The organism is Micromonospora sp. MP36, assembly GCF_008119785.1.
Lineage (GTDB): Bacteria > Actinomycetota > Actinomycetes > Mycobacteriales > Micromonosporaceae > Micromonospora.
Map to the genome: position 1 here is coordinate 287,417 of NZ_VSFA01000001.1, position 23,040 is coordinate 310,456.

The 23,040-nt window shown below is 73.2% G+C and carries 19 protein-coding genes and 3 pseudogenes; 11 read left to right on the forward strand and 11 right to left on the reverse strand.

The window, feature by feature from the left end:
• The first annotated feature begins 74 nt into the window (after positions 1-74).
• On the forward strand, positions 75-902 hold the full coding sequence (locus FXF52_RS01345) for a 3-keto-5-aminohexanoate cleavage protein (protein WP_148793267.1): 828 nt from the start codon (positions 75-77) through the stop codon (positions 900-902).
• A gap of 94 nt (positions 903-996) precedes the next feature.
• Positions 997-1,956, forward strand: coding sequence for an asparaginase (locus FXF52_RS01350; protein WP_148793268.1), 960 nt, complete (start codon positions 997-999; stop codon positions 1,954-1,956).
• Between the two features lie 79 nt (positions 1,957-2,035).
• Here the strand turns inward: FXF52_RS01350 and FXF52_RS01355 are convergent, their stop codons facing one another.
• Complete coding sequence (locus FXF52_RS01355) at positions 2,036-2,833, reverse strand: alpha/beta fold hydrolase (protein WP_148793269.1); 798 nt, start codon at positions 2,831-2,833, stop codon at positions 2,036-2,038.
• Between the two features lie 111 nt (positions 2,834-2,944).
• On the opposite strand from FXF52_RS01355, the gene FXF52_RS01360 reads away from it, so the two are divergent.
• From FXF52_RS01360 to FXF52_RS01380, 5 genes and pseudogenes are all read left to right on the forward strand, one after another.
• On the forward strand, positions 2,945-3,598 hold the full coding sequence (locus tag FXF52_RS01360; protein WP_148793270.1) for a helix-turn-helix domain-containing protein: 654 nt from the start codon (positions 2,945-2,947) through the stop codon (positions 3,596-3,598).
• Complete coding sequence (locus FXF52_RS01365; RefSeq protein ID WP_148793271.1) at positions 3,595-4,248, forward strand: hypothetical protein; 654 nt, start codon at positions 3,595-3,597, stop codon at positions 4,246-4,248. Before FXF52_RS01360 ends, FXF52_RS01365 begins: the two co-directional genes overlap by 4 nt.
• Before the next feature lie 73 nt (positions 4,249-4,321).
• Positions 4,322-4,642, forward strand: a complete 321-nt coding sequence (locus FXF52_RS01370) for a DUF2516 family protein (RefSeq protein ID WP_148793272.1) — start codon at positions 4,322-4,324, stop codon at positions 4,640-4,642.
• Positions 4,639-5,526: an alpha/beta fold hydrolase gene (locus FXF52_RS01375; protein ID WP_148793273.1), complete on the forward strand. Its 888-nt coding sequence runs from the start codon at positions 4,639-4,641 to the stop codon at positions 5,524-5,526. Before FXF52_RS01370 ends, FXF52_RS01375 begins: the two co-directional genes overlap by 4 nt.
• A gap of 10 nt (positions 5,527-5,536) precedes the next feature.
• Positions 5,537-6,273, forward strand: a pseudogene (locus FXF52_RS01380) (alanyl-tRNA editing protein).
• 68 nt (positions 6,274-6,341) lie between these two features.
• On the opposite strand, the gene FXF52_RS01385 reads toward FXF52_RS01380, so the two are convergent.
• From FXF52_RS01385 to FXF52_RS01395, 3 genes and pseudogenes are all read right to left on the reverse strand, one after another.
• Complete coding sequence (locus FXF52_RS01385) at positions 6,342-7,244, reverse strand: GNAT family N-acetyltransferase (RefSeq protein ID WP_148793274.1); 903 nt, start codon at positions 7,242-7,244, stop codon at positions 6,342-6,344.
• 91 nt (positions 7,245-7,335) lie between these two features.
• Positions 7,336-7,485 (reverse strand): annotated as a pseudogene (locus FXF52_RS43960) (hypothetical protein); the annotation flags it as partial.
• A gap of 12 nt (positions 7,486-7,497) precedes the next feature.
• Positions 7,498-8,184: a DNA polymerase beta superfamily protein gene (locus FXF52_RS01395; RefSeq protein ID WP_148793275.1), complete on the reverse strand. Its 687-nt coding sequence runs from the start codon at positions 8,182-8,184 to the stop codon at positions 7,498-7,500.
• A 77-nt stretch (positions 8,185-8,261) separates the two neighbouring features.
• Here FXF52_RS01395 and FXF52_RS01400 point away from each other — a divergent pair, with 77 nt between their 5' ends.
• Positions 8,262-9,176: an SDR family oxidoreductase gene (locus tag FXF52_RS01400; RefSeq protein WP_148793276.1), complete on the forward strand. Its 915-nt coding sequence runs from the start codon at positions 8,262-8,264 to the stop codon at positions 9,174-9,176.
• Here FXF52_RS01400 and FXF52_RS01405 read toward each other — a convergent pair.
• Complete coding sequence (locus FXF52_RS01405; RefSeq protein WP_148793277.1) at positions 9,167-10,186, reverse strand: YafY family protein; 1,020 nt, start codon at positions 10,184-10,186, stop codon at positions 9,167-9,169. The two genes, FXF52_RS01400 and FXF52_RS01405, sit on opposite strands and share 10 nt — an antisense overlap.
• 64 nt (positions 10,187-10,250) lie before the next feature.
• Here FXF52_RS01405 and FXF52_RS01410 point away from each other — a divergent pair, with 64 nt between their 5' ends.
• On the forward strand, positions 10,251-11,042 hold the full coding sequence (locus FXF52_RS01410) for an EI24 domain-containing protein (protein WP_148793278.1): 792 nt from the start codon (positions 10,251-10,253) through the stop codon (positions 11,040-11,042).
• A gap of 86 nt (positions 11,043-11,128) precedes the next feature.
• Here FXF52_RS01410 and FXF52_RS01415 read toward each other — a convergent pair whose 3' ends face one another.
• Positions 11,129-12,028 (reverse strand): GNAT family N-acetyltransferase, encoded by a 900-nt coding sequence (locus FXF52_RS01415; protein ID WP_148793279.1) that lies wholly within the window; start codon positions 12,026-12,028, stop codon positions 11,129-11,131.
• A 175-nt stretch (positions 12,029-12,203) separates the two neighbouring features.
• On the opposite strand from FXF52_RS01415, the gene FXF52_RS42800 reads away from it, so the two are divergent.
• Entirely contained in the window at positions 12,204-17,855 is a 5,652-nt protein-coding gene (locus FXF52_RS42800; protein ID WP_148793280.1) for a ThuA domain-containing protein, read from the forward strand.
• A gap of 70 nt (positions 17,856-17,925) precedes the next feature.
• Here the strand turns inward: FXF52_RS42800 and FXF52_RS01425 are convergent, their stop codons facing one another.
• From FXF52_RS01425 to FXF52_RS01435, 3 genes and pseudogenes are all read right to left on the reverse strand, one after another.
• Positions 17,926-18,933 (reverse strand): LacI family DNA-binding transcriptional regulator, encoded by a 1,008-nt coding sequence (locus tag FXF52_RS01425; RefSeq protein WP_148793281.1) that lies wholly within the window; start codon positions 18,931-18,933, stop codon positions 17,926-17,928.
• Positions 18,934-18,952: 19 nt separating this feature from the next.
• A pseudogene (locus FXF52_RS01430) lies at positions 18,953-19,131 on the reverse strand (family 1 glycosylhydrolase); the annotation flags it as partial.
• A 389-nt stretch (positions 19,132-19,520) separates the two neighbouring features.
• Positions 19,521-20,276 (reverse strand): maleylpyruvate isomerase family mycothiol-dependent enzyme, encoded by a 756-nt coding sequence (locus tag FXF52_RS01435; RefSeq protein ID WP_148793282.1) that lies wholly within the window; start codon positions 20,274-20,276, stop codon positions 19,521-19,523.
• Between the two features lie 70 nt (positions 20,277-20,346).
• Here FXF52_RS01435 and FXF52_RS01440 point away from each other — a divergent pair, with 70 nt between their 5' ends.
• Entirely contained in the window at positions 20,347-21,438 is a 1,092-nt protein-coding gene (locus tag FXF52_RS01440; RefSeq protein WP_148793283.1) for a UDP-N-acetylmuramate dehydrogenase, read from the forward strand.
• A gap of 47 nt (positions 21,439-21,485) precedes the next feature.
• Here FXF52_RS01440 and FXF52_RS01445 read toward each other — a convergent pair whose 3' ends face one another.
• Together FXF52_RS01445 and FXF52_RS01450 are read right to left on the reverse strand one after the other, a co-directional pair.
• Entirely contained in the window at positions 21,486-22,271 is a 786-nt protein-coding gene (locus FXF52_RS01445; RefSeq protein ID WP_148793284.1) for a class I SAM-dependent methyltransferase, read from the reverse strand.
• Positions 22,271-23,035 carry an SDR family NAD(P)-dependent oxidoreductase gene (locus tag FXF52_RS01450; protein WP_148793285.1) on the reverse strand — a complete coding sequence of 255 codons (765 nt, stop codon included), beginning with the start codon at positions 23,033-23,035 and terminating at the stop codon, positions 22,271-22,273. The genes FXF52_RS01445 and FXF52_RS01450 overlap by 1 nt, the downstream gene beginning before the upstream one ends.
• Between the last annotated feature and the right edge of the window lie 5 nt (positions 23,036-23,040).

Genomic DNA, 23,040 nt, shown 5'->3' on the forward strand with positions numbered 1-23,040 from the left:
TCAGGCATGATTCTTCCGCCTCGGCCCGCTCCGGCCATCGACCGGAGGTGGGTGGGGAGTCTAGGATCGCCGGCATGAGCACAGGGACGTTGATCACGGTTGCCCCCACCGGTGCGGAGTCGGCGAAGGCGGAGGTGCCGGCGCTGCCGGTGACCCTTGACGAGTTGCTGCTCACCGCCAAGGAGTGCGAGGCGCTCGGCGCCGCCGTGATCCACGTCCACATCCGCGACGACGAGGCGAAGCCCACCCTCGACCAGGGGCGGCTGCGCGAGACCGTCGCGGCGCTGCGGGAGACCACCGACCTGATCGTGCAGCTCTCCTCGGGCGGCGCGGTGACCGACCCGGAGGCCGACCGGCTGGCCGTGCTGGACGCCGGCCCGGACATGGCCTCCTGCACCATGGGCACGGTCAACTTCGGTGACGACGTCTTCCTCAACCGCTGGGAGTTCATCGTCGACCTGCACACCCGGATGCAGGAGAAGGGCGTCGTCCCCGAGTACGAGATCTTCGACCTCGGCCACCTCACCGCCCTCCAGCGCCTGCTCGGCAAGTACGGCCTGCCGCACGGCGGGCACGTGCACGTCGACTTCGTGATGGGCGTGCCGGGCGGCATGCCGGGCAGCACGGCGACCCTGGTCGCCGCCCAGCAGATGCTGCGCGACCTGCCGGAGGGCACCACCTTCTCGGCCACCGGGATCGGCCGCAGCACCCTCCCCGTGCTGCTCGCCTCCCTCTCGGCCGGCGGCCACCTGCGGGTCGGCATGGAGGACACGGTCACCTACGCCAAGGGCCAGCCGGTCGAGTCCAACATGCAACTGGTCGCCCGCGCGGTCGGCTTCGCCCAGCTCGCCCAGCGTCCGCCGCTGACCACCACCGAGGCCCGGCAGCTCCTCGGCATGTAAGCCGCGGCAGGCCCGGCACCCCTGTACGCCCAGGGCCGACGCCGCTGGTCACCCCGGTGACGGGCCCGCCGCGCCCGTCGGTACCGTCCACCTCGTGGGAAAGACGTACGAGGGCGGCGTGCCGCTCGCCGAGGTGGTCCGGTCCGGGTTCGTGGAGGGCATCCACCGTGGCTCCGTGGCGGTGCTCGACGCCGCCGGTGCACCGGTGGCCGGGGCGGGGGACGTGGCCTCGCCGATCTTCCCCCGCTCGTCCAACAAGCCGATGCAGGCGATCGGCATGCTCCGGGCCGGCCTGCCGCTGACCGAACCGGCCGACGTGGCGCTGGTCTCGGCCAGCCATGCCGGTGAGGAGTTCCACGTCGAGCGGGTCACGGCGCTGCTACGCGGCGCCGGACTGACCGAGGAGGCCCTGCACTGCCCGCCGGACCTGCCGGTCGGCGAGGCGGCCCGGGAGGCGGTGCTGCGGGCCGGCGGCGGGCCCACGCGGACCCGGATGAACTGCTCCGGCAAGCACACCGGGATGCTGCTGACCTGCCTCGCGGCCGGCTGGCCGCTGGACGGCTACTGGCGGCCCGAGCATCCGCTCCAGCAGCGGCTGGCCGCCGCGATCGAGGAGTTCACCGGGGAGACGGCGGCGGCCGTCGGGGTGGACGGCTGCGGCGCTCCCGTGCTCGCCGTCTCGCTGACCGGGCTGGCCCGGGCGTACCTGCGGCTGGTCTCCGCCGAGCCCGGCACCGTCGAGCGGACGGTGGCGGACGCCATGCGGGCGTACCCGGAGTTGGTGGGCGGCACCCAGGCGGACGACACCCGGCTGATGCGCGGCGTACCCGGGCTGCTGGCGAAGGTCGGCGCGGAGGGTGTCGTCGCGGCGGCGGTCCCGGGGATCGGCGCCGTGGCCCTCAAGATCGACGACGGCGCCGGACGGGCCCGGATGCCGGTGCTGGTGGCGGCGCTGCGCCGGCTCGGCGTCGAGGCCCCGGTGCTGGCCGAGTACGCCGAGCTGCCGCTGCTCGGCGGCGGCCTGCCGGTCGGCGCCATCCGCCCGCTCTGGTAGCCCTGGGGCCTGATTCACGGAAAGAGTGGACAGCCACTCTTTCCGTGAAGCTGCGTGACACGCCTGCGTCCGGCAGGGCTCAGGGCAGGAAGTCGAGCAGGGCGGCGTTGACCGGTTCGGGGCGTTCGAGCGGGAGCAGGTGGGCGGCGTCGGGGACGTCCGGCAGCCGCACCCCGTGCGGGGCCTCGGCGGCGATCCGGTCGGCGAGCCGGCGCAGGTCCGCGAGGTCGTCCGCGCCGGCGCCGACCAGCACCGGCATGGCCAGCTCACCCAGCCGGCCGATCGCCGGCGGGTCGAGTTCGCCCACCTCGACGGCGCTGAGCGCCAGTTCGGCGGCGAGGGCCCGCCGGTCCATCTCGTCGGCGAACCGGATCAGCTCCGGATCGACGTCCTCGGGGCCGCGGGTCGGGCCGACCACCCAGAACCGCACCTCGCCCGCCGCGGTCGCGGCGAAGTCCTCCGGATCGACCTCGCCGATCAGTTCGTCCCAGAGCTGTTCGGTCTCCTCGGACCACTCGTTGCCGGAGACCGGGGCGCCGAAGAGGGCCAGCGCGGAGACCCGGTCCGGGTACGCCAGCGCGGCGTCCACCGCCACCTTGCCGCCGAACGAGCAGCCCACCAGCGCGGCGCGTGGGACACCCAGGGCGTCCAGCAGCCCGATCACGTCGTCGTGGTGCGCGAACGGGCTCGGTGGCAGCTCGGACTCGCCGTAGCCGCGGAGGTCCACGGCGATCACCCGGTGTCGGGCGGCGAGCGCGGGCAGCTGGCCCCGCCACATCCGCCGGTCGGCGATGCCGGCGTGGAGCAGCACCACCGGGCTGCCGCTGCCGACCTCGTCGTACGCGAGCACCGCACCATTCACGTCGATCTTGACCACGGGGGAACGGTACGGACCGGACACCGGTCACGCAACCGGCTATCTGAGACCCTGCTAACTCTGGTTAGCATTTTGCTTGCAGTAGCTAGCGCCCCGCGTTAGCGTGGAGTCATGGCCACCGGTAAGGACCTTCCCGACGTCGGCGGGTTCATTCGCGATCTGCGCCGCAACGCGAAGATCTCGCTGCGGCAGCTCGCCGAGCAGGCCGGCGTGAGTAACCCGTACCTCAGTCAGATCGAGCGCGGCCTGCGCAAGCCGAGCGCCGAGGTGCTCCAGCAACTCGCCAGCGCGCTGCGCGTCTCGACCCCGGCGATGTACCTGCGCGCCGGGCTGCTGGACGCCAAGGAGGGGCAGGGCGTGCTCGCGGCGATCGCCGTCGATCCCGAGCTCACCATGGCCCAGAAACAGTCACTCACCCAGATCTACGAGACGTTCCGCCGGGAGAACGCCCGGCTCGCCGAGGCGACCGCCGCGGCGCAGGGCGCCACCGAGCCGACCGCGGCCACCGCGCCGACCCCGGCGGCCACCGAGCCGACCCCGTCGACCGGCGTGCCGGCCGCGGCGCCGTCGGCCCCGGCCGCCAGCACGCCGGCCACGGCCGGCCCCGCGACGCCGGGCGGCACGCCGACCGAGGCCGTCCTCGAGTCGGTCGCCGTCACCGAGGCGGGTCCCGCGCCCGCCCCGACCACCGCCGACCCCGACAGGAAGACCGCCCACCGGGTGGTCCGGAAGGCCGCCGGCGCGGCCGAGGAGGAGAAGTTATGACCCAGCCGAAGACCAACCGCATTCCGGCCCCGCTCTACGCCGCCGCCGGCGCCGGCGAGCTGGCCCTCGAGCAGCTCCGCAAGCTGCCCGCCGCGGTCAGCGACCTCGGCACCCGGGTGGTCGCCGAATTCGGCGGCAAGGCCGTCGTGACCGGTGTCGAGCTGCGCCAGAAGGCCACCGAGACGCTGAAGACCGCCAACCAGACGCTGAAGACCGCCAACCTGACCGCGACCGGGCTGCGGGAGAAGGCCGTCCCGACCGACCTCGACCTGGACAAGCTCCGCGAGGCCGCCGGCCGCAACGCCGCCGCCGTGCTGGCCGGCGCCCAGGAGCGGGCCCAGGCCGCGCAGGCCCGGGCGGTGGCCGCGTACGCCGAGCTGGTCGCCCGCGGTGAGCGGGTCGTCGGCGCGGGCGTGCTGGAGGCCGCCGACACGGTGAACGCCGACATCGAGGCGACCGAGAGCGTCACCCCGCCGGCCGAGGTGCCGACCCCGACCGAGGTGGCCGCGGCCGCCGAGGCCAAGCCGGCCGCCGTGAAGCGCACCCGGGCCACCAAGGCCACCGCCACCAGGGCCACCGCGGCGAAGTCGGCGACCCCGTCGGCGAAGCTGCCGAAGACCACGAAGCGGACCCGGCCCGCCGCCGAGTGAGTCGAAGCTGGACCGAGACCCCGGACAGCGTCCTGTCGGACGTTTTCCGGGGTCTCGGCATAAGCTTGCCGACATGGCCTACGCCGCGCCGATCTTCGCGTTCGAAGTCCGCTACGTGATCGAGCTGATCCTGCTCGTCTTCGCCCTGGTGATCGAGGCGGTGGCGCTGGTCCACGCGATCACCCAGCGCTCCGACGCGTTCGCCGCGATCGGCACCCTGCCCAAGGGCGGCTGGATCGCCATCCTGGCGGTCTGCCTGGTGCTCACCCTGCTCGGCGTCGGCGGCGGCGTGCTGAGCATCTTCACCCTGATCGGCATCGCGGCCGCGATGATCTACCTGCTGGACGTCCGGGTCGGGCTGCGCGACCTGCACGACGGCCGGGGCTCCTGGTGAGGAGCTTCCGCTGGCCCCCGCCACCGGACGGCGGCCCCCGCACCTGGGGGCCCGGCCCCGGCGCCCCTCGCACCGGCCGGCCGGCGCTGCCCGAGCCGGAGACCGAACTGGTCACCACCCCGCACGGCGTACGGCTGGAGCGGCTGGTCACCGGCACCGGTGACCCGGTGACGGTGTTCGCCCACGGGCTCGGCAACGGCATCGCCATCACCCGCCCGTTCGGCAGCGGGGTCACCGGCCGGAAGATCTTCTTCCAGTTCCGTGGGCACGGCCGCTCCGACTCGCCGCCCGGGCCGTGGAGCTACCTGGACCTGGCCCGCGACCTGCGGGCGATCGCCGACCTCGGCGGCGCCACCCGGGCCTTCGGGGCGAGCCTCGGCGCGGGCGCGTTGTGCCGGCTGCTCGCCGAGAGCCCGGAACGCTTCGAGAAGCTGGTCTTCTTCCTGCCCGCCGTGCTGGACACCCCGCGGGGCGAGGTGGCCCGGGTCCGGCTGACCGATCTGCTCGACGCGGTGGCGGAGGGAGACGCCTCCGCGCTGGCCGACGTGGTGTCGCTGGAGCTGCCGCCGGCCGTCCGCAACACCCCGGCCGGCTGGGCCTACCTGCGGCAACGGCTGGACCAACTGCTCCGGGACGGGCTCGCGCCGGGGCTGGCCAGCCTGCCGGACCAGACCCCGCTGCGGACCCCCGACGCGCTCGCCGGGGTCACCGTTCCGGCGCTGGTGATCGGCTGCGCCGGCGACGACCTGCACCCGGTGGCGGTCGCCGAGCAGTTGGCCGCCGCGCTGCCGCAGGCCACCCTGCACGTGTACGACCGGCCCGGCGTCCTCTGGTCCGACCGCGCCGACCTGCGGGAGCGGATCTCGGCGTTCCTCAACGGGTAACCTGCCCGGCATGGGCGTCACACACCACGGCCGTACGCACCGCCTCGACCTCGCTGACCCCACCCTGCGGGAGTGGGAGTGCACGGTGCTGGCGGCCGATCCCGAGCAGGGCATCGTGCTGGACCGGTCGGCCTTCTATCCGGGCGGCGGCGGGCAGCCGCCGGACCACGGGGTGCTGCTCTGGCAGGGGTGCAGACCCGGATCGTGGGCACCCGCAAGGGCGACGACCTCTGGCTCATCCCGGCCGAGGGTGACCCACTGCCGCCGGTCGGCACCGCCGTCACCGGTGCGGTCGAGGACGTCCGGCGGACCATGCTGATGCGTACCCACTCCGGGCTGCACGTGCTCTGCGGGGTGGTCTTCCGCGACTTCGGCGCGCTGGTCACCGGCGGCAACATGGAACCCGGCGAGGCCCGGATGGACTTCAACCTCCCCGAGGTGCCGCCGGACTTCAAGTCCCGGATCGAGGAGCTGGTCAACGCCGAGGTGGCCGCCGAGCGGTCGGTCGCCGTGCGGGTGCTGCCCCGGGCGGAGGCGCTGGCCCTGCCGGACATCATCCGTACCCAGTCCAATCTGATCCCGCCGGACGAGCAGGAGGTCCGGATCGTCGACATCGTCGGGCTGGACGTGCAGGCCGACGGGGGCACCCACGTCGCCTCCACCGCCCAGATCGGCAAGGTCCAGGTGGTCAAGGTGGAGAGCAAGGGCCGGGCCAACCGCCGGGTCCGCGTCCGCCTGGTGGACTGAATCTGGGCAGCCGCCTGGCGGACTGACGCGACTCCCGGCGCGCGACCCGCGCGCCGGGAGCCGTGGGCTCAGACCAGGTCGACGCGTTCGCGTTCGATCGGGTAGCCGGCCCGGGCGAAGGCCGCGGCCATCGGGTGGTTGGTCTGGTCGGTGGCCGCCACGACCTCCGTCTCGCCGGCCTCGACCAGCACGTGGGTCGCCTCGACCAGCAGGTCGTACGCGTAGCCGTGCCCGCGCTGCCCGGGCACCACGCCGACGAAGCCGACGATCGGGTCGCGGTGGTTGCGGGCCGGCACGGTCAGGCCGACCAGCTCGCCGTTCGGAGTCCAGGCGAGCCGCCACCAGTCGCGCGGGCTGGGCAGCCAGCGCAATAGGTCCAGCTCCTCCTGGGCGGCGGCGTCCGGTCCGGACGCCGCGGCGGTGTGCCGGGCGTGCGCGTCCAGGCTGCCCTCGACGACGCGGCGGAGCACGTCCAGCACGACCGCGTCGTCCGGCTCCGGGCGGAACTCCAGCCGCCCCGGCCGGTCGGGCAGCCCGCAGTCCAGGGTCCAGCGGTACCGGTACCGCCACACCAGCACCGACATGCCGGCCTCGGTGGCGGCGGCGATCCGGGCCTCGGCCTCGGCCCGTACCGCCGGGTCGGTGCGCCAGCCGACCGGTAGTGAGATCGAGTACTCGGCCCGCAGCGGCGCGCTCCGGAGCAGTTGGACCGCCGCGTCGGGGTCGGTGAAGTCGAACCAGTCGAGCGCCAGGGGTTGGTCGTCGTCCGGCCCACCCCACCAGGCGGCGCGGGCCACGACGACGCCGTCGCGCAGCGCGATCCAGCTCCACTCGGGGCGGTACTGGCCGTCGGCGGCCATGTCGAGCCAGCGCTCGCCGAACGCGGCGCGCCCGACCAGACCGGGGTCGGACAGGGAATCGAAGAGCTTTTCCTCGCCCGCGTTGAGCGGGCGGATGACCAGGTCGGTCATGGTTTCCTTCCGGGAGGCGAGTGCTCCCGTCAGGACGCCCGGGTCCTCGTGACCGGGTGGGAGCACGGCAATGTCGTGATGGACACGGCGCTCACCTCCTTCCGGTCGTCGAGGACGCTCGGCGAGCATACCGGCCGGGTGCCGCGCCGGCACCGGGATATCCCCTCGGCGGCCCGGCTGGCGCGCGCATTGACCGGACCTTGTGCCGGCTGCCGCACCGCTCGATGCCACACCAGCGGCGCTGGCCGAGGCCTCAGCGCCGGAGCAGGTCGGGCGGCAGGTGGGCGGCCCTTACGTCGAGCAGCCAGCGCTCCACGGTCTCCTCGTCGGGCCGGTCCGGCAGCGGCGTACGGATCCGGTCGAAGTCGCGCTCGGCCGCCGCGACCAGCGCCTCCGCCTCGGCCAGGGCACCGCCCGCGACCCGCTCGCCGAAGGCCCGGAACCACTCCGGGTCGGCCAGCCGGATCTCCAGCACGCCGGTCGCGTAGAGCACCCGGCCCTGGTGCAGCAGCCGGGCCAGGTGCCGGGCGTGCTTCGCCGTGCGCCGCCGCCCGCCCACGGTGGAGTCCCGGCCCGCCAGCTTCCGGAACTGCTGTCCGGCGTATCCGAGGTAGGCGTCCCGGACCCGGGGCGCGCTGAGGAACGCCGAGCGGATGGCGATCAGCCGCTCGCCGAACTCGGTCCGGGTCTCGTAGCAGTCGTCCGGCAGCCACATCAGCTCCGTGGCGGTCGGGTTGCCGCTCAACGCCAGGCGGCAGTATTTCCGCGCCTCGTGCCGGGTCACGTCCGGCTCGGTGGTGACCACCGAATCCCGGGGCGGGTGCAGGCCGTGGAAGGCCACCGTCGGCGCGGCGAAGACGCCGATCCGGTCCACGTCCGAGCCCGGGCCGGCCAGCCCGTACGCGACCGAGCCGACGATCCCGGAGAGCAGCAGGTGCATGCCGGCCATGATGGCGGATCCGGATCGCCCGGGAAACCGGACTTCCGCTGTCAGGTATCGCTGCCATCGTCATCCGTATGACGCAACCGCTGACAGGGAAGATCGCACTCGTCGCCGGGGCGACCCGGGGCGCCGGTCGGCAGATCGCCGTCCAACTCGGTGCCGCCGGGGCGACCGTCTACGCCACCGGCCGCAGCACCCGGGAGCGCCGCTCCGAGATGGACCGGCCGGAGACCATCGAGGAGACGGCCGAGCTGGTCACCGCCGCCGGCGGCACCGGCATCGGCGTCCCCGTCGACCACCTCGACCCCGACCAGGTACGCCGCCTGGTCGACCGGATCGACGCCGAGCAGGGCCGCCTCGACGTGCTGGTGAACGACATCTGGGGCGGCGACCCGCTGATCACCTGGGAGAAGCCGGTCTGGGAGCAGCCGCTCGACGCCGGCTTCCGCATGCTCCGACTGGCCGTGGACACCCACATCATCACCAGCCATTTCGCCCTGCCGCTGTTGATCCGCAACCCGGGCGGCCTGGTCGTCGAGATCGGCGACGGCACCAAGGAGTACAACGACCGGACGTACCGGCTCTCGGTCTTCTACGACCTGGCCAAGGTGTCGGTGAACCGGCTCGCCTTCACCCAGTCGCACGAGTTGGCGCCGCACGGCGGCACGGCCGTCGCGCTCACCCCCGGATGGATGCGGTCCGAGGCGATGCTGGAGCACTACGGGGTCACCGAGGCCAACTGGCGCGACGGCGCGACGAAGGAGCCGCACTTCGTCATGTCGGAGACGCCGGCCTTCGTCGGGCGCGCGGTGGCCGCACTGGCCGCCGACCCGGACCGGGCCCGCTGGAACGGCGAGTCCGTCGACGCCGGCGGACTCGCCCAGGTGTACGGCTTCACCGACCTCGACGGCACCCGCCCGCACTTCCTGCGGTACGAGAAGGAGGTGATCGCGGCCGGAAAGCCGGCGGACGACACCGGCTACCGCTGACCGGCGGCCGTGGCCGTCTCCGCCGCATCCGACAGGGGCCCGCCGAGGTAGAGCGCGGCCGCGCGGCGGGCCGCCGCAGCGAAGCGCTCCCGCAGCTCCGGCGGGTCGAGCACCTCCACCTCGGGGCCGAGCGAGAGCAGTTGGGTGTACGCCACCTCGACGGACTCGACGGGCAGCCGGAGCACCATCCGGCCCTGCCCGTCGGGCCCGTCGGCGGCGCCGACCGCCTCGTCGTACACGAACGGGGCGTCGACGAGGTGCCGGAGCGCGCGCAGGCCGGCGGGGCTGAGCCGGACGGTGACCTCGGCCCGCAAGATGTCCCGCAGGAACGCCTCGGCCTGCTCCCGCCAGTACGCCCCCAGGTCGAAGCCCTGGTCCCGGTCGAAGGTCTCCCCGCCCACCTCGACGCCGACCACCCGGTCCACCCGGTACGTCCGGTACCCGTCGCCGACCCGGCCGACCAGATACCAGACGCCGCTCTTCAGCACCAGCCCGTACGGCTGGACCACGCGGGTCACCTCCCGCTCGCCCCGGCGGTAGCGCAGCTCGACCACCCGGTCCCGCCAGACCGCCCGGGCCAGCTCGGTCAGCCACCGGGGCGGCTCGCTCTGCCGGAACCAGCCCGGCACATCGAGGTGGAACCGCTGCCCGGTCCGGGCCGGGGCGTCCCGCAGGCTCGGCGGGAGCGCGGCGAGCACTTTCAGCTCGGCGGCGGCCACCGCGTCGGCCAGCCCCATGTCGCCGGCCGGACCGGGCAGCCCGGCCAGGAAGAGCGCCTCCGCCTCGTCCCGGGTCAGCCCGGTCAGCCGGGTCCGGTAGCCGCCGAGCAGGCGGTACCCGCCGGCCCGGCCCCGGTCCGCGTACACCGGCACGCCGGCGGCGGAGAGTGCCAACACGTCCCGGTAGACGGTGCGCTCGGAGACCTCCAGCTCGCGGGCCAGTTCGGCCGCGGTCATCGTCTCCCGCGACTGCAGCAGCAGCACGAGCGAGATCAGCCGGGACGCACGCACCCGCCCATCCTGCCCGAGTTCACGCGACCAGGGTTGCTGCGGGCGACCACTAGGCTGTCCGGTCGTGGACGTACCCCGCCTCGCCGCGCCGGTGACCGGCGCCGCCAGCCGCTTCCTCTCCGGCGCCGGCCTGCTGCTGCGCGGCATCGGCCTCTACGTCCGCAGCCCCGGGCTCATGCTGCTCGGCATCGTCCCGGCGCTCATCTCCGGGGTGCTCTTCGTCGCCGCGTTCGCCACCCTGCTGTACTTCGTGGACGACCTCGCCGCCCTGGTCACCCCGTTCGCCGACGACTGGTCGGGGGCCTGGCGGGGCCTGGTCCGGGTGATCGCCGGGCTGGCGATCGTGGGCCTGGCCGGGCTGCTCGGGGTGCTCACCTTCACCGCGGTCACCCTGGCCGTCGGCGACCCGTTCTACGAGAAGATCTCCGAGCGGGTCGAGGACCGGCTCGGCGGCACGCCGGGCGCGGTCGAGGTGTCCTTCTGGGCCTCGCTGCGCCGCAGCATCGTCGACTCGCTACGGCTGGTGGCGGTCTCCGCGCTGGTCGGCGTACCCCTCTTCGCGGCCGGCTTCATCCCGGTGGTCGGGCAGACGGTCGTCCCGGTGATCGGCGCGGCGGTGGGTGGCTGGTTCCTCGCCCTGGAGTTGGTCGGCGCGGCCTTCTACCGCCGGGGGATGGGGCTGCCGGAGCGCCGGTCACTGCTCAAGGCCAACCGCCCGACCACCCTGGGGTTCGGGGTGGCCGTCTTCGTGTGCTTCCTGATCCCGCTCGGCGCGGTGCTGATCATGCCGGCGGCCGTCGCCGGCGCCACCCTGCTCGCCCGCCGGTCGCTCGGACAGTCCGTCGAGGAGGGCTGACCTGGAGATCATCCTGGTCGAGGGCGAGATCACCATCCCCTTCGGCACGGGCACGTACGCGACCGCCGAACAGGTGGCCGCCGGGCTCAGCTGAGCTCGCGCAGGCAGGACCACTGGGCGGCCACCGGCCGGTAGCCGAGCCGGGCGTTGACCGCCAGCATCGGCGCGTTCGCCTCGTCGTTCGAGGTGTACGCGATCCGTACGCCCGACTTGGCGGCGCGGTGCAGCGCGGCCTGCTTCACCAGGCGGGCCAGGCCCCGCCCCCGGTGCCCGGGCACCGTGCCGGTGAACGCCGACCACATCCGGTCGCCGTCCCGCTTGACCAGGCTGACCGCGGTCAGCACGCCGTCCACCTCGGCTACCGTGCTGGCGTCCCGGTCCAGCCCTGGGTTGATCCAGACCTCGTTGTGCCAGATGTCGTAGCCCATGGCGTCCGTCGGGACGTCGCCCGGTTCGTCCAGCGAAGACTCGGCGTCCACCTGATGGATCCGGTGCGGGTCCACCTCGGTGGCCGGGAGCAGCCGTACGTCCGGCGGCGGCTCGGGCATCGGCGGGGCGGGCCGTAGGTCGAGTGCGGAGTAGCGCAGCTCCCGACTGGGCGCGAAGCCGTGCCGGCGGGCGAACGGCAGGGACCCGGGCTGGGACCAGGTGAGCACCCGCCGCGTGCCGATGGCGCGCAGGTGGCCGAGCGCGGCATGCAGGAGTGCGGTGCCGATGCCCCGACTCCGGTGCGCCGGGTGTACGTGCAGGGTGGAGATCTCACCCACGTCCGGCTCCGAGGTCTGGCTGTTCCGGTACGCCGACACCCAGCCGACCACCTGCCCGTCCGCCTCGGCCACCCAGGCCGTCCAGTCTTCCTCGGGCGGCGGATGGGCGATCATGTGCCGGGTCGACTCGACACCGCGCACCAGGTAGGGGTGCACGACAGTCCGGAGGGCCACGACGCCCGGCGCGTCGTCGGGGTGGGCGGGACGGATCGCAGACACGGGCCGACGGTAGCCGCAGCCCCCAGAACGCGCGACGAGTTAATGCCGCCACTTTCGCCTGTAAATGCAAAAAGTCGTGCGCTCACCATCAGAAGTTTCGTCTCCAGCATCTGTCCTTTGTGTTTCGCGGCCGTTAAGGTCCCGTAGAAGATGGTCGATCGGATGAGGAGGCGCCGTGTCCCGCAAGCCGTTACGCCGTCTGCTGTCGGCAGCGCTCGGTGCGCTGCTGGCGCTGCCGATATCCGGAAGCTTCGCCACGCCGGCCGCGGCGGCCGAACCGGGCTTCCGGGCCCTGGTCTTCTCGAAGACCGCGGGATTCCGGCACGGTTCGATCCCCGCCGGGATCGCGGCGATTCAGAAGCTCGGCCAGGACAACAACTTCACGGTCGACGCGACCGAGGACGCCGGGGCGTTCACCGACGCGAACCTGGCCCGCTACGACGTGGTGGTCTGGCTCTCCACCACCGGCGACGTGCTCGACGACGACCAGCAGGCGGCCTTCGAGCGGTACATCCGCGCCGGCGGCGGCTACGCCGGCGTACACGCCGCCTCGGACACCGAGTACGAGTGGCCGTGGTACGGCAAGCTCGTGGGCGCGTACTTCAACAGCCACCCGGCCATCCAGCAGGCCACGGTGAAGGTGGACGACCACGTGCACCCGTCCACCGAGTCCCTGCCGGACCGGTGGGTTCGCACCGACGAGTGGTACAACTACCGCACCGACCCGCGCGGCAAGGTGCACGTGCTCGCGGCCCTCGACGAGCGGACGTACGGCGCGGGATCGGGCGCGATGGGCACGAGCCACCCGATCGCCTGGTGCCAGCAGTACGACGGAGGACGGTCCTGGTACACCGGCGGCGGCCACACCGACGCCTCGTACGCCGAACCGGAGTTCCTCAAGCACCTGCTCGGCGGGATCCAGACGGCGGCCGGCGTGCTGCCGGCGGACTGCGGGGCGACCGTCGACGACAACTTCGCCCAGGTGACCCTCGCCAAGGGCGCGGACACCACCGGCGAACCCATGAACCTCGCGGTGCTGCCCGACCGGCGGGTGCTGCACACCTCCCGCGACGGCCGCGTCTTCCTCACCACCCCGGAGGGCGTGACCAGCCTCGCCGGCCGGCTCCCGGTCTACAACCACGACGAGGACGGATTGCAGGGCATCGGGGTGGACCCCGGCTTCGCCGGCAACGGCTGGATCTACCTCTACTACGCACCCCCGCTGGACACCCCGGAGGGGGACGCGCCGAACGACGGCACCAGCGCCGACTTCGCCCGCTTCGACGGGGTGAACCGGCTGTCCCGGTTCAAACTCACCGGCGGCACCCTCGACCTAGCCAGCGAGCAGGAGATCCTCGAGGTGCCGGCCAACCGGGGCATCTGCTGCCACGCCGGCGGTGACATCGCCTTCGACGCGGCGGGCAACCTCTACCTTTCCACCGGCGACGACTCCAACCCGTTCGCCTCCAGCGGCTACAACCCGATCGACGAGCGGCCCAGCCGAAACCCCGCGTACGACGCGCAGCGCTCGTCGGCCAACCCGAACGACCTGCGGGGCAAGGTGCTGCGGATCAAGGTGGCCGCCGACGGCAGCTACCAGTCGCCGGAGGGGAACCTCTTCCCGGCCGGCACCGCCGGCACCCGCCCCGAGATCTACGCGATGGGTTTCCGTAACCCGTTCCGCTTCACCGTCGACCCGGAGACCGGCTGGCTCTACCTCGGCGAGTACGGCCCGGATGCCGGCGCCGCCGACCCCAACCGCGGCCCCGCCGGGATGGTGGAGTTCAACCAGATCCGCGGCCCCGGCAACTTCGGCTGGCCGTACTGCGTCGGCCCGAACGTCGCATACAACGACTACGACTTCGCCACCGGGACCTCCGGCCCGAAGTTCGACTGCGCCGCCCCGCGCAACACCTCGCCGCACAACACAGGCAAGCAGGACCTGCCCGCCGCGCAACCGGCGTGGATCACGTACGACGGCGCCTCGGTGCCGGAGTTCGGCGACGGCAGCGAGTCGCCGATGGGCGGCCCGGTCTACCGGTACGACCCGGACCTGAGGTCGGACACCAAGTTCCCCGCGTACTACGACGGAACGTTCTTCGCGGCCGACTGGGGACGGGGCTGGATCAAGAACATCGTCCTGGACGACGCCGGCCAGCCGCAGAGCATCAACCCGTTCCCCGAGCAGGTGGTGCGGCCGATGGACATCGAGTTCGGACCCGACGGCTCCCTCTACGTCCTCGACTACGGCAGCGGCTACTTCGGCGGCGCGCCGGACTCGGCCGTCTACCGGATCGACTACGTCAAGGGCAAGCGCGCCCCGATCCCGGCGGTGAGCGCCAACCCGACCTCCGGCGCGGCCCCGCTCACCGTGGCCTTCTCCTCCGCCGGATCCCGGGACCCCGACCCCGGCGACTCGTTCACCTACGCCTGGGACTTCACCGACGACGGCACGGTCGACTCGACCGAGCCGGACCCCACGTTCACCTACCCCACCAAGGGGCAGTTCACCGCCCGGCTCACCTTGACCGACCAGGCCGGTACGACCGGGACGGCGACCGTGCAGATCACGGTCGGCAACACGGCGCCGCGCGTCGAGTTCACCTCCCCGCCCGCCGGTGGCGTGTTCCAGTTCGGTGACCGGGTGCCGTTCAAGACGACCGTCACCGATCCCGAGGACGGCGAGATCGACTGCGGGACCGTGCAGATCGACTACGCCCTCGGCCACGACACGCACAGCCACGGGCTGGTCCAGACGCACGCCTGCGAGGGGGTGCTCGACACCGTCGCCGAGGACGGCCACAGCGCCGACGCCAACCTCTACGGCGTGCTCGCCGCGACCTACACCGACCAGGGTGCGGCCGGGGTGCCGCCGCTCACCGGGCAGACCCGGCTGGTCCTCCAGCCGCGGGTCCGGCAGAGTGAGCACTTCACCGAGGCCAACGGGATCCAGGTCGTCGACGCGGGCGGCGCGCGCGGCGGGAAGCGCGTCGGATACATCGACAACGGCGACTGGATCGCGTTCGACACGTACAACCTGACCGGGATCACCGGTGTCCAGGCCCGGCTCTCCTCGGGCGGCGGAGGCGGCACCCTCGAATTCCGGGCGGACCGGCCCGACGGGCCCCTGGTCGCCAGCCTGGCCGTGGCGAACACCGGCGGCTGGGACAACTACGTCGACAGCCCGGTCGTCCCGGTCACCGACCCCGGCGGCACCCACCGGCTCTACCTGGTGTTCAAGGGCTCCGGCGGTGGGCTGTTCGACGTCGACCAGTTCACCTTCCACGGCAAGGGCGTGGCGTCGAGCACCCGGCCGGAGGTGAGCGCGTCGGCCGACGTCACCCAGGCGGAGGTCCCGGCGACCGTCCACTTCACCGCCACCAGCGCGGACCGGGACGGGGACCCGCTCAGCTACGCCTGGGAGTTCGGTGACGGCGCGACGTCGACCGAGCAGAACCCGACGCACACCTACACCAGGGCCGGCATCCACACCGCCAAGGTCACGGTGCGGGATCCGTCCGGGCTGGCCGCGTCGGCCACCGTCACGGTGAACACTTACCGGGTGGCACCGCCCTGCGCAGACCCGTCCGCCGAGGTGAACCCGGACGACGAGTTCACCGGCGAGGTCATCGACCGGTGCCGGTGGACGGTGCTGCGCGAGGACTCGGCGCACTACCGGCTCGTCAACGGGTCGCTGCAGGTCGACGCCCTCCCGGGTGACATGTACGGCGGCGCCACGGACGCGAAGAACATCCTGCTCCAGGACGCCCCGGACGGGTCGTGGCAGGCCGTGACGAAGCTGACCATCGACCACACGGACACGTGGGAGCAGGCGGGCCTCATCGTCCACGGCGACGACCCGAACTTCGTCAAGTTCTCGTTCATCCGGACCGACAGCGGCGTACGCAACTTCGAGTTCATCCAGCAGCAGGGCGGGTCGCCGATCGACGGCGGCACCGTCGACCGTTCGCCCAACCTGGCCGTGGACTTCCCGCACACGGTGTGGATGAAGGTCACCAGCGACGGGCGGACCCTGACGGCGGCGTACTCGACCGACGGCGAGCAGTGGACGACCGTCGGTCGGCCGCGGAACCTGGCCGCGGTGCCGAACCCGAAGGTGGGTGTCGCCGCCTTCAACGGCACCGGCAACCCGGCGTCGTTCGACTTCTTCCGGCTCGACGACGCGCCGCAGCACGCCTGCACGCCGACCGCCCCGGAGGCCGGCTACACCAGCCTCTTCGACGGCACCGCGGCGAGCCTGGCGAAGTGGAAGCAGGCCGGGCCGGGCGGCTTCCTGCACGCCGCCGACTGCACCCTGCTGTCCTACGGCGGCCTGGGCCTGCACTGGTACGACCAGAGCTTCCGGGACTACCGCCTGAAGCTGGACTGGAAGCTGGCCGGGGACGACAACTCCGGGGTCTTCGTCGGGTTCCCGAACCCGGGCAACGACCCGTGGTCGGCGGTCAACCAGGGGCACGAGATCCAGATCGACGCCACGGACGTGCCGGAGAAGACGACCGGAGCGATCTACAACTTCCAGTCGGCCGACCTGGCCGCCCGGGACGCCGCGCTCAAGCCTCCGGGGCAGTGGAACTCGTACGAGATCGTCGTCCGGGGCCAGAGCATCGTGGTCTTCCTGAACGGCGTGAAGATCAACCAGTACGTCAACACCGACCCGGCCCGGATGCAGCAGCCCAGCTACGTCGGCATCCAGAACCACGGCGACGGTGACGACGTCTACTTCCGCAACATCCGGCTCCAGGAGTTGCCGGCCGACACCGTCGCGCCCACCACCCGGGCGACGACCTCCCCGGCGGACCCGGACGGTGCCGCCGGCTGGTTCCGCTCCGACGTCACGGTGACCCTGAACGCCACCGACGGCGACAGCGGCGTGGCGCGGACCGAGTACCGGACCAACGGTGGGTGGACCGCGTACACCGGGCCGATCCCGGTGTCCGGCGACGGCGAGCACACCGTCGAGTACCGCTCAGTGGACCTCGCGGGCAACGCCGAGGAGGCGCGGCAGCTGGTGGTCAAGCTCGACGGGACCGCGCCGGTCTCCGCCGCCACGTTCGCCCCGCCGGGCGACGCGGGGTGGCACAACGGAGCTGTGCCGGTCACCATCACGGCCGCCGACCAGACCTCCGGAGTGGGGAAGATCGAGTACTCGCTCGACGGGGGTGCCTGGACGCCGTACAGCGACTCGGTGGAGGTGCGCGGCGACGGCAACCACACCCTCCGGTACCGGGCGACGGACCGGGCGGGCAACGTCGAGGACGTGAAGTCCGCCGTGCTGAAGATCGACGGTACGGCCCCGGCGGTCCTCCTCTCCGGGGTGGCGGCCGGCGCCACGTACGGCGACAGCCAGGACGTGCGGATCACCTACTCGGCGACGGACGGTACGTCGGGGGTGGCGTCGCTGGTCGGCACGCTCGACGGGAAGCCGATCCTCGACAACACCCTGCTGCCGCTCTACGGGCTGTCGCTCGGCGAGCACACCCTGGCGGTGGTGGCGACCGACGAGGCGGGCAACCGGTCGACCCGGTCGATCACCTTCACCGTGACGACCTCGATCGAGGACATGGGCAACCTGGTGGACCGGTTCCGGTCCACCGGCTGGCTCTCTGCCGAGAGTGCCACCCAGCTGCACAAACCGTTGGACCAGGCCGGCAAGTTCGCGGCCAAGGGGCTCAACAAGCAGGCGGTGCGGGAGCTCCGGCCGTTCCGGGACCTGGCGGGTGACCCGAAGGTCGTGCCGAACGCCGAGGTGCGCGCCGTCCTGGTCCGCGACGCGGACGTGATGATCGGGCGGTTGTCCGGGAAGTAGGAGGGTTTGCGAGGCGGCCGGGGCCGGGGGTGCCACACCCCCGGCCCCGGCCCTGTCCGGTGGTTCTCGGCTACGCGGAGTCGCGGACGACGAGCTCGGTCGGCAGCATCAGCGCCTGCTCGACCGTCCCGCCCGCCGCGATCCGGAGCAGCTGCCGGGTCATCGCCCGGCCCAGCTCCACTATCGGCTGCCGGATCGTGGTCAGCGGCGGTTCGGTGTACGCCGCCGTCTCGATATCGTCGAAGCCGACCACCGCCACGTCGTCCGGCACCCGCCGCCCCGCCTCCCGCAGGGTCCGCAGGGCGGCGTGCGCCATCAGGTCGGACGCGGCGAACACCGCGTCCAGGTCCGGGTGCTCGGCGAGCAGTTGCCGCATCGCCGCGGTGCCGGACTCCCGGGTGAAGTCGCCGAACGCGACCAGCTCGGGCAGCCCGGCCGCGGCGACGGTCTCCCGGTAGCCGACCAGCCGCTCGATGCCGGCGACCATGTCCTGGGGCCCGGCGATGGTGGCAATCCGCCGCCGGCCCCCCTCGATCAGGTGGCGCACCGCCCGGGCGACCCCGCCGACGTGGTCGATGTCGACGTACGGCACCTCGGCGCCGTCCAGCGGCCGGCCGCTGCACACCACCGGGATGCCGAGCCGGGCCAGCTTGCCGGGCAGCGGGTCCGCGCCGTGCAGCGAGGCGAAGAGCACCCCGTCCACGTGCCGGCCGGTGGTGTACCGCTCGACCCGCTCGTGCCCGGCCGGCGAGCCGGCCAGCATGAGCACGAGCTGCTTGTCCGCCGCCTCCAACTCCTGTGCCGCTCCGCGGATGATGCCCGGGAAGACCTGGTCGTCGGAGAAGACCCGGGTCGCCGCCTCGGGCAGCACCAGCGCGATCGAGTCGGTCCGCTGGGTGACCAGGCTGCGGGCGGCCAGGTTCGGCACGTACCCGAGCTCCTCGACGGCCTGGCGGACGGCCCGCTGGATCGACTCGGCGACCGTGGTGGAGCCGTTGACCACCCGGGAGACCGTGGCCCGGGACACGCCGGCCCGGCGGGCCACCGCCTCCAGGGTCGGGCGCTGCGCCGTCGTCATCCCCGTTACCCCCACCTCGTCACAGCCCGTTCCGGGAGATCACCTCCTGGTGCCAGCGGGCGCTCCTTGGGCGTGCGCCGCCGGGTCAGGTGGTCGACGTGGACGATCCCGAACCGCATGCGGTAACCCTCGACCCGTTCGAAGTTGTCCAACGACGACCATACGAGATCGCCCGCGCAGGTCGACCCTGCGGGCGACGCCGCGATCGCCGACATCTCGTCACCGTGCGTAATGGCGACGACTGCAGGCACCTTCTCCGGCGCCCGCTTTGCCCTGCAGCCGCATACGCAGCAGCCACGTTCCGTGCCCGCTGCGTAGGTGGCTGCAGAGCAAAGGCGGACGGGAGCGACTACGGTGCCTCCGCGCTGCTGGGGCTAATAGTCCGATTTGCTGTCGTTCGGCGGAGGGTTTGGGTGGTCCCAAGGTCACGCAGGTTCGGCGTTGGTGACCCAACGTGAGGATTACCCGCCGTCACTCGTTGCCCGACGCTCGGCGCCCAGGCGAACGGCGGAGCGTGGCCTCCCCATGCCGGGACGCCACTCTCCGCCGGGCTGTTGCGCGAGCCCAGGGTGCCGCCGGGCGAGGGGTCAGCCCACCCGCAACCCGTCGAGCAGCCGGCGGTCGCCGGCCACGCCGAGGGCGTCGAAGCTGATCCGTCCCATCAGGGCCAGCAGCAGGTCGCTCGCCGTCCCGGTGATCTGGGCCCGGGCATGGTGCTCGTCGTGGTCGAGGATGGTGGTGGTGTCCAGCAGCGCCACCCCCTCGCCGCGCAGCCGCAGGTACCAGTTCTGGGCGGCGTCGATCGCGGTCACCTGCACCACGCCGTGCCACTGGCCGGGCTGGATCCGCCGGCCCGCCGGCAGCCAGGTGTCCAGCACCTCGCTCACCCCGTCGGCCGCGAGCTTGGCCTCGATCGGCTCACCGGCGGCGATGGCGACCTGGGCGTCCCAGCGGTGCACTGCCGTCTCGTGCGCAACCCGTCGCGGCCAGAAGCCCGCCTTCTTCGGCTGCGGCGCGAAGTTCCACGCCGGCGCCTCCGGGTCCAGCCCCTCGAGCAGGCGCATGAGTTGGTCGAACTCCTGGCGGTACCACTGTGCCGGGGTGAGGTCCGCGGGCGGGGCCACCTCCTCGCGTACCGGCCTGGTGGTGGTCCCGGCGGTCACCACCGTGCGGGTCCAGCGGTAGACCCCGCAGAGGTGGTGAGCGAGGTCGGAGACCGTCCAGCCGGGACAGGAGAGCACCGGAGTCTCCGCCGGCGCCTCCGCGACGGCGGCGGCGAAGGCGGGGCCCTCGGTACGCAATGCGCCGATCCAGAAGTCCTTCGTGCCGTGCAGTCTGCTCATCGCAATCCTCCCGGGGGTGACCGGGCCACCAGTGGGTGCCGCGGCTACCCCTCAGCCTAGGGTGAAAGGCGTGTCAGACGTCTACGCCGAACCGACGACCGGAGCCGACCCGACCGACCCGGCCACCCTGGCGAGATACACCACGCTTCGCCTCGGCGGCGCGGCTGGGCGGCTGGAGACCGCCGGCAGCGCCGAGGAAATCGTACAAAAAGTGCAGGAGGCGGAGGCACGGGACGAGCCGGTCCTCATCCTCGCCGGCGGCAGCAACGTGGTGATCGGCGACCAGGGCTTCCCCGGCTCGGTGGTGCTGGTCCGGTCCCGGGGGTTCCGGGTGGTCGCCGGGGACGCCGACACGGTCACCGTACGGGTCGAGGCCGGCGAGCCCTGGGACGACCTGGTGGCCGCCACCGTCGGGCAGGGCTGGTCCGGGCTGGAGTGCCTCTCCGGCATCCCCGGCTCGGCCGGGGCCACCCCCATCCAGAACGTCGGCGCGTACGGCCAGGAGGTGGCCGAGACCATCACCGGCGTCCAGGCGTACGACCGCACCCACCGCGAGGTGGTACGGATCGAGGCGGGCGACTGCGGGTTCGTGTACCGGGGGAGCATCTTCAAGTACAGCGACCGCTGGGTGGTGCTCTCGGTCGACTTCCGGCTGGCCCGCTCCCCGCTCTCCGGCCCGGTGCGGTACGCCGAACTGGCCCGGGCGCTCGGCGTCGAGGTCGGCGACCGGGTGCCGCTGGCCGACGCTCGGGCCACCGTGCTGCGGCTGCGCGCCGGCAAGGGCATGGTGCTAGACGGGGACGACCCCGACACCTGGTCGGTGGGCTCGTTCTTCACCAACCCGGTGCTGGAGCGCGAGGCGTACGAGCTGTTCCGGGAGCGCGCCGCGGACCTCGGCGAGCCGCCGTCCTGGCCGGGCGCGGGGGACGTGGTCAAGGTCAGCGCCGCCTGGCTGATCGACAAGGCCGGCTTCGGCAAGGGGTACCCCGGCCCGGAGGGGGTGGCCATCTCCAGCAAGCACACCCTCGCGCTCACCAACCACAGCGGCACCGCCAGCACCTCGGCCCTGGTGGCCCTGGCCCGGGAGATCCGCGACGGCGTCCACGACCGCTTCGGCGTCACCCTCCACCCCGAGCCCGTCCTCATCAACTGCACCATCTGACCCCACCCACCCGGGTCGCCGGCCCGGGGGCGGGGGAGAGGGGGCCGTCAGGTGGGGGAGATGGTGGGCCAGGGGACGGTGAGTTCGCCGTGCCGCCAGCGGCGGGGGCGGTCGAGGACGGGCCAGCCCGCCTCTTCGACGGCGGCTACCGTTCGGAGCCAGCGCTGGCGGGGGCCGAAGGGGGCGTAGCCGGCGGCGGCCTGCCAGGCCTCGTCGAGGGCGCGGATCAGGTCGTGGATCCGTTCCCCGGGGACGTTGCGGTGGATCAGCGCCTTGGGCAGCCGCTCGGCGAGCTGGGCCGGGCTCTCCAGCGTGGTCAGCTTCGCGGCCAGCGTCAGGGTGCGTGGGCCGGCCGCGTCGAGCAGCACCCAACCGCCCAGCCGGCCCAGCTCGTCGCAGGTCCCCTCGATCAGGAGCCCGCCCGGGGCCAGCCGTTCGGTGACCGTACGCCAGGCGTCGGCCACCTCGCTCTCGTCGTACTGCCGCAGCACGTTGAACGCCCGGACCAGGGCGGGCCGGAGGCCGGCCAGCTCGAAGCCGCCCCGGGCGAAGGTCAGCCCGGGTGGGTCGGCGGCGGGCTGGGCGGCGGCCACGCGTACCGGATCGATCTCCAGCCCGACCACCCGGACGTCGGCGCGGACCCCGGCCGCGAGTCGGGCCCGAAGCTCGACGGCGGTGACCGGGGTGGCGCCGTAGCCCAGGTCGACCACCAGCGGGTCGGCGGCGGAGCGCAGCGCCTCGCCGCAGGTCTTCACGATCCAGTTGTCGACCCGGCGGAGCCGGTTCGGGTTGGTCGTCCCCCGGGTCACCACTCCGAGCGGCCGGTGCCGCATCAGGCTGTCCGGTGCACCTTGTGCTGGGCGGCCTGGGCCAGCGGGCGGACCACCAGCTGGTCGATGTTGACGTGCTGCGGGCGGGTGGCGCACCAGGCGACGCAGTCGGCCACGTCCTCGGCGACCAGCGGCTCCGCCACCCCGGCGTAGACGGCGGCGGCCCGCTCGGCGTCGCCTCCGAACCGGACCAGGCCGAACTCCTCGGTCTTCACCATGCCCGGGTCGATCTCGATCACCCGCACCGGGCGGCCGCACAGCTCCAGCCGGAGGGTGCCGGCGATCGCCGTCTGGGCGTGCTTGGCCGCGGTGTAGCCGCCGCCGCCCTCGTAGACGACGCGCCCGGCGGTGGAGCTGACGATCACGATGGTGCCGGCGCCGGACGCCTCCAGCGCGGGCAGCAGCGCCTGGGTGACCCGGAGCGTGCCCAGCACGTTCACGTCGTACATCCACTGCCAGTCGCCGATCGAGCCGGACTCCACCGGGTCCAGGCCGCGCGCCCCGCCGGCGTTGTTGACCAGCAGGGTCACCGGGCCGGGCGCGGCGGCGGCCGCCGTGGCCAGGCCGGCCACCGACTCGTCCGAGGTGACGTCGCACTCCACCGCGGTGGCCGCGCCGCCGGCCGCCTCGATCTCGGCGACCAGGCCGGCCAGCCGGTCGGTACGCCGCGCGGCGGCGAGCACGTGGAAACCCTCGGCGGCCAGCCGGCGGGCGGTGGCCGCGCCGATCCCGCTGGACGCTCCGGTGACGATGGCGACAGAGGTCATCCCGG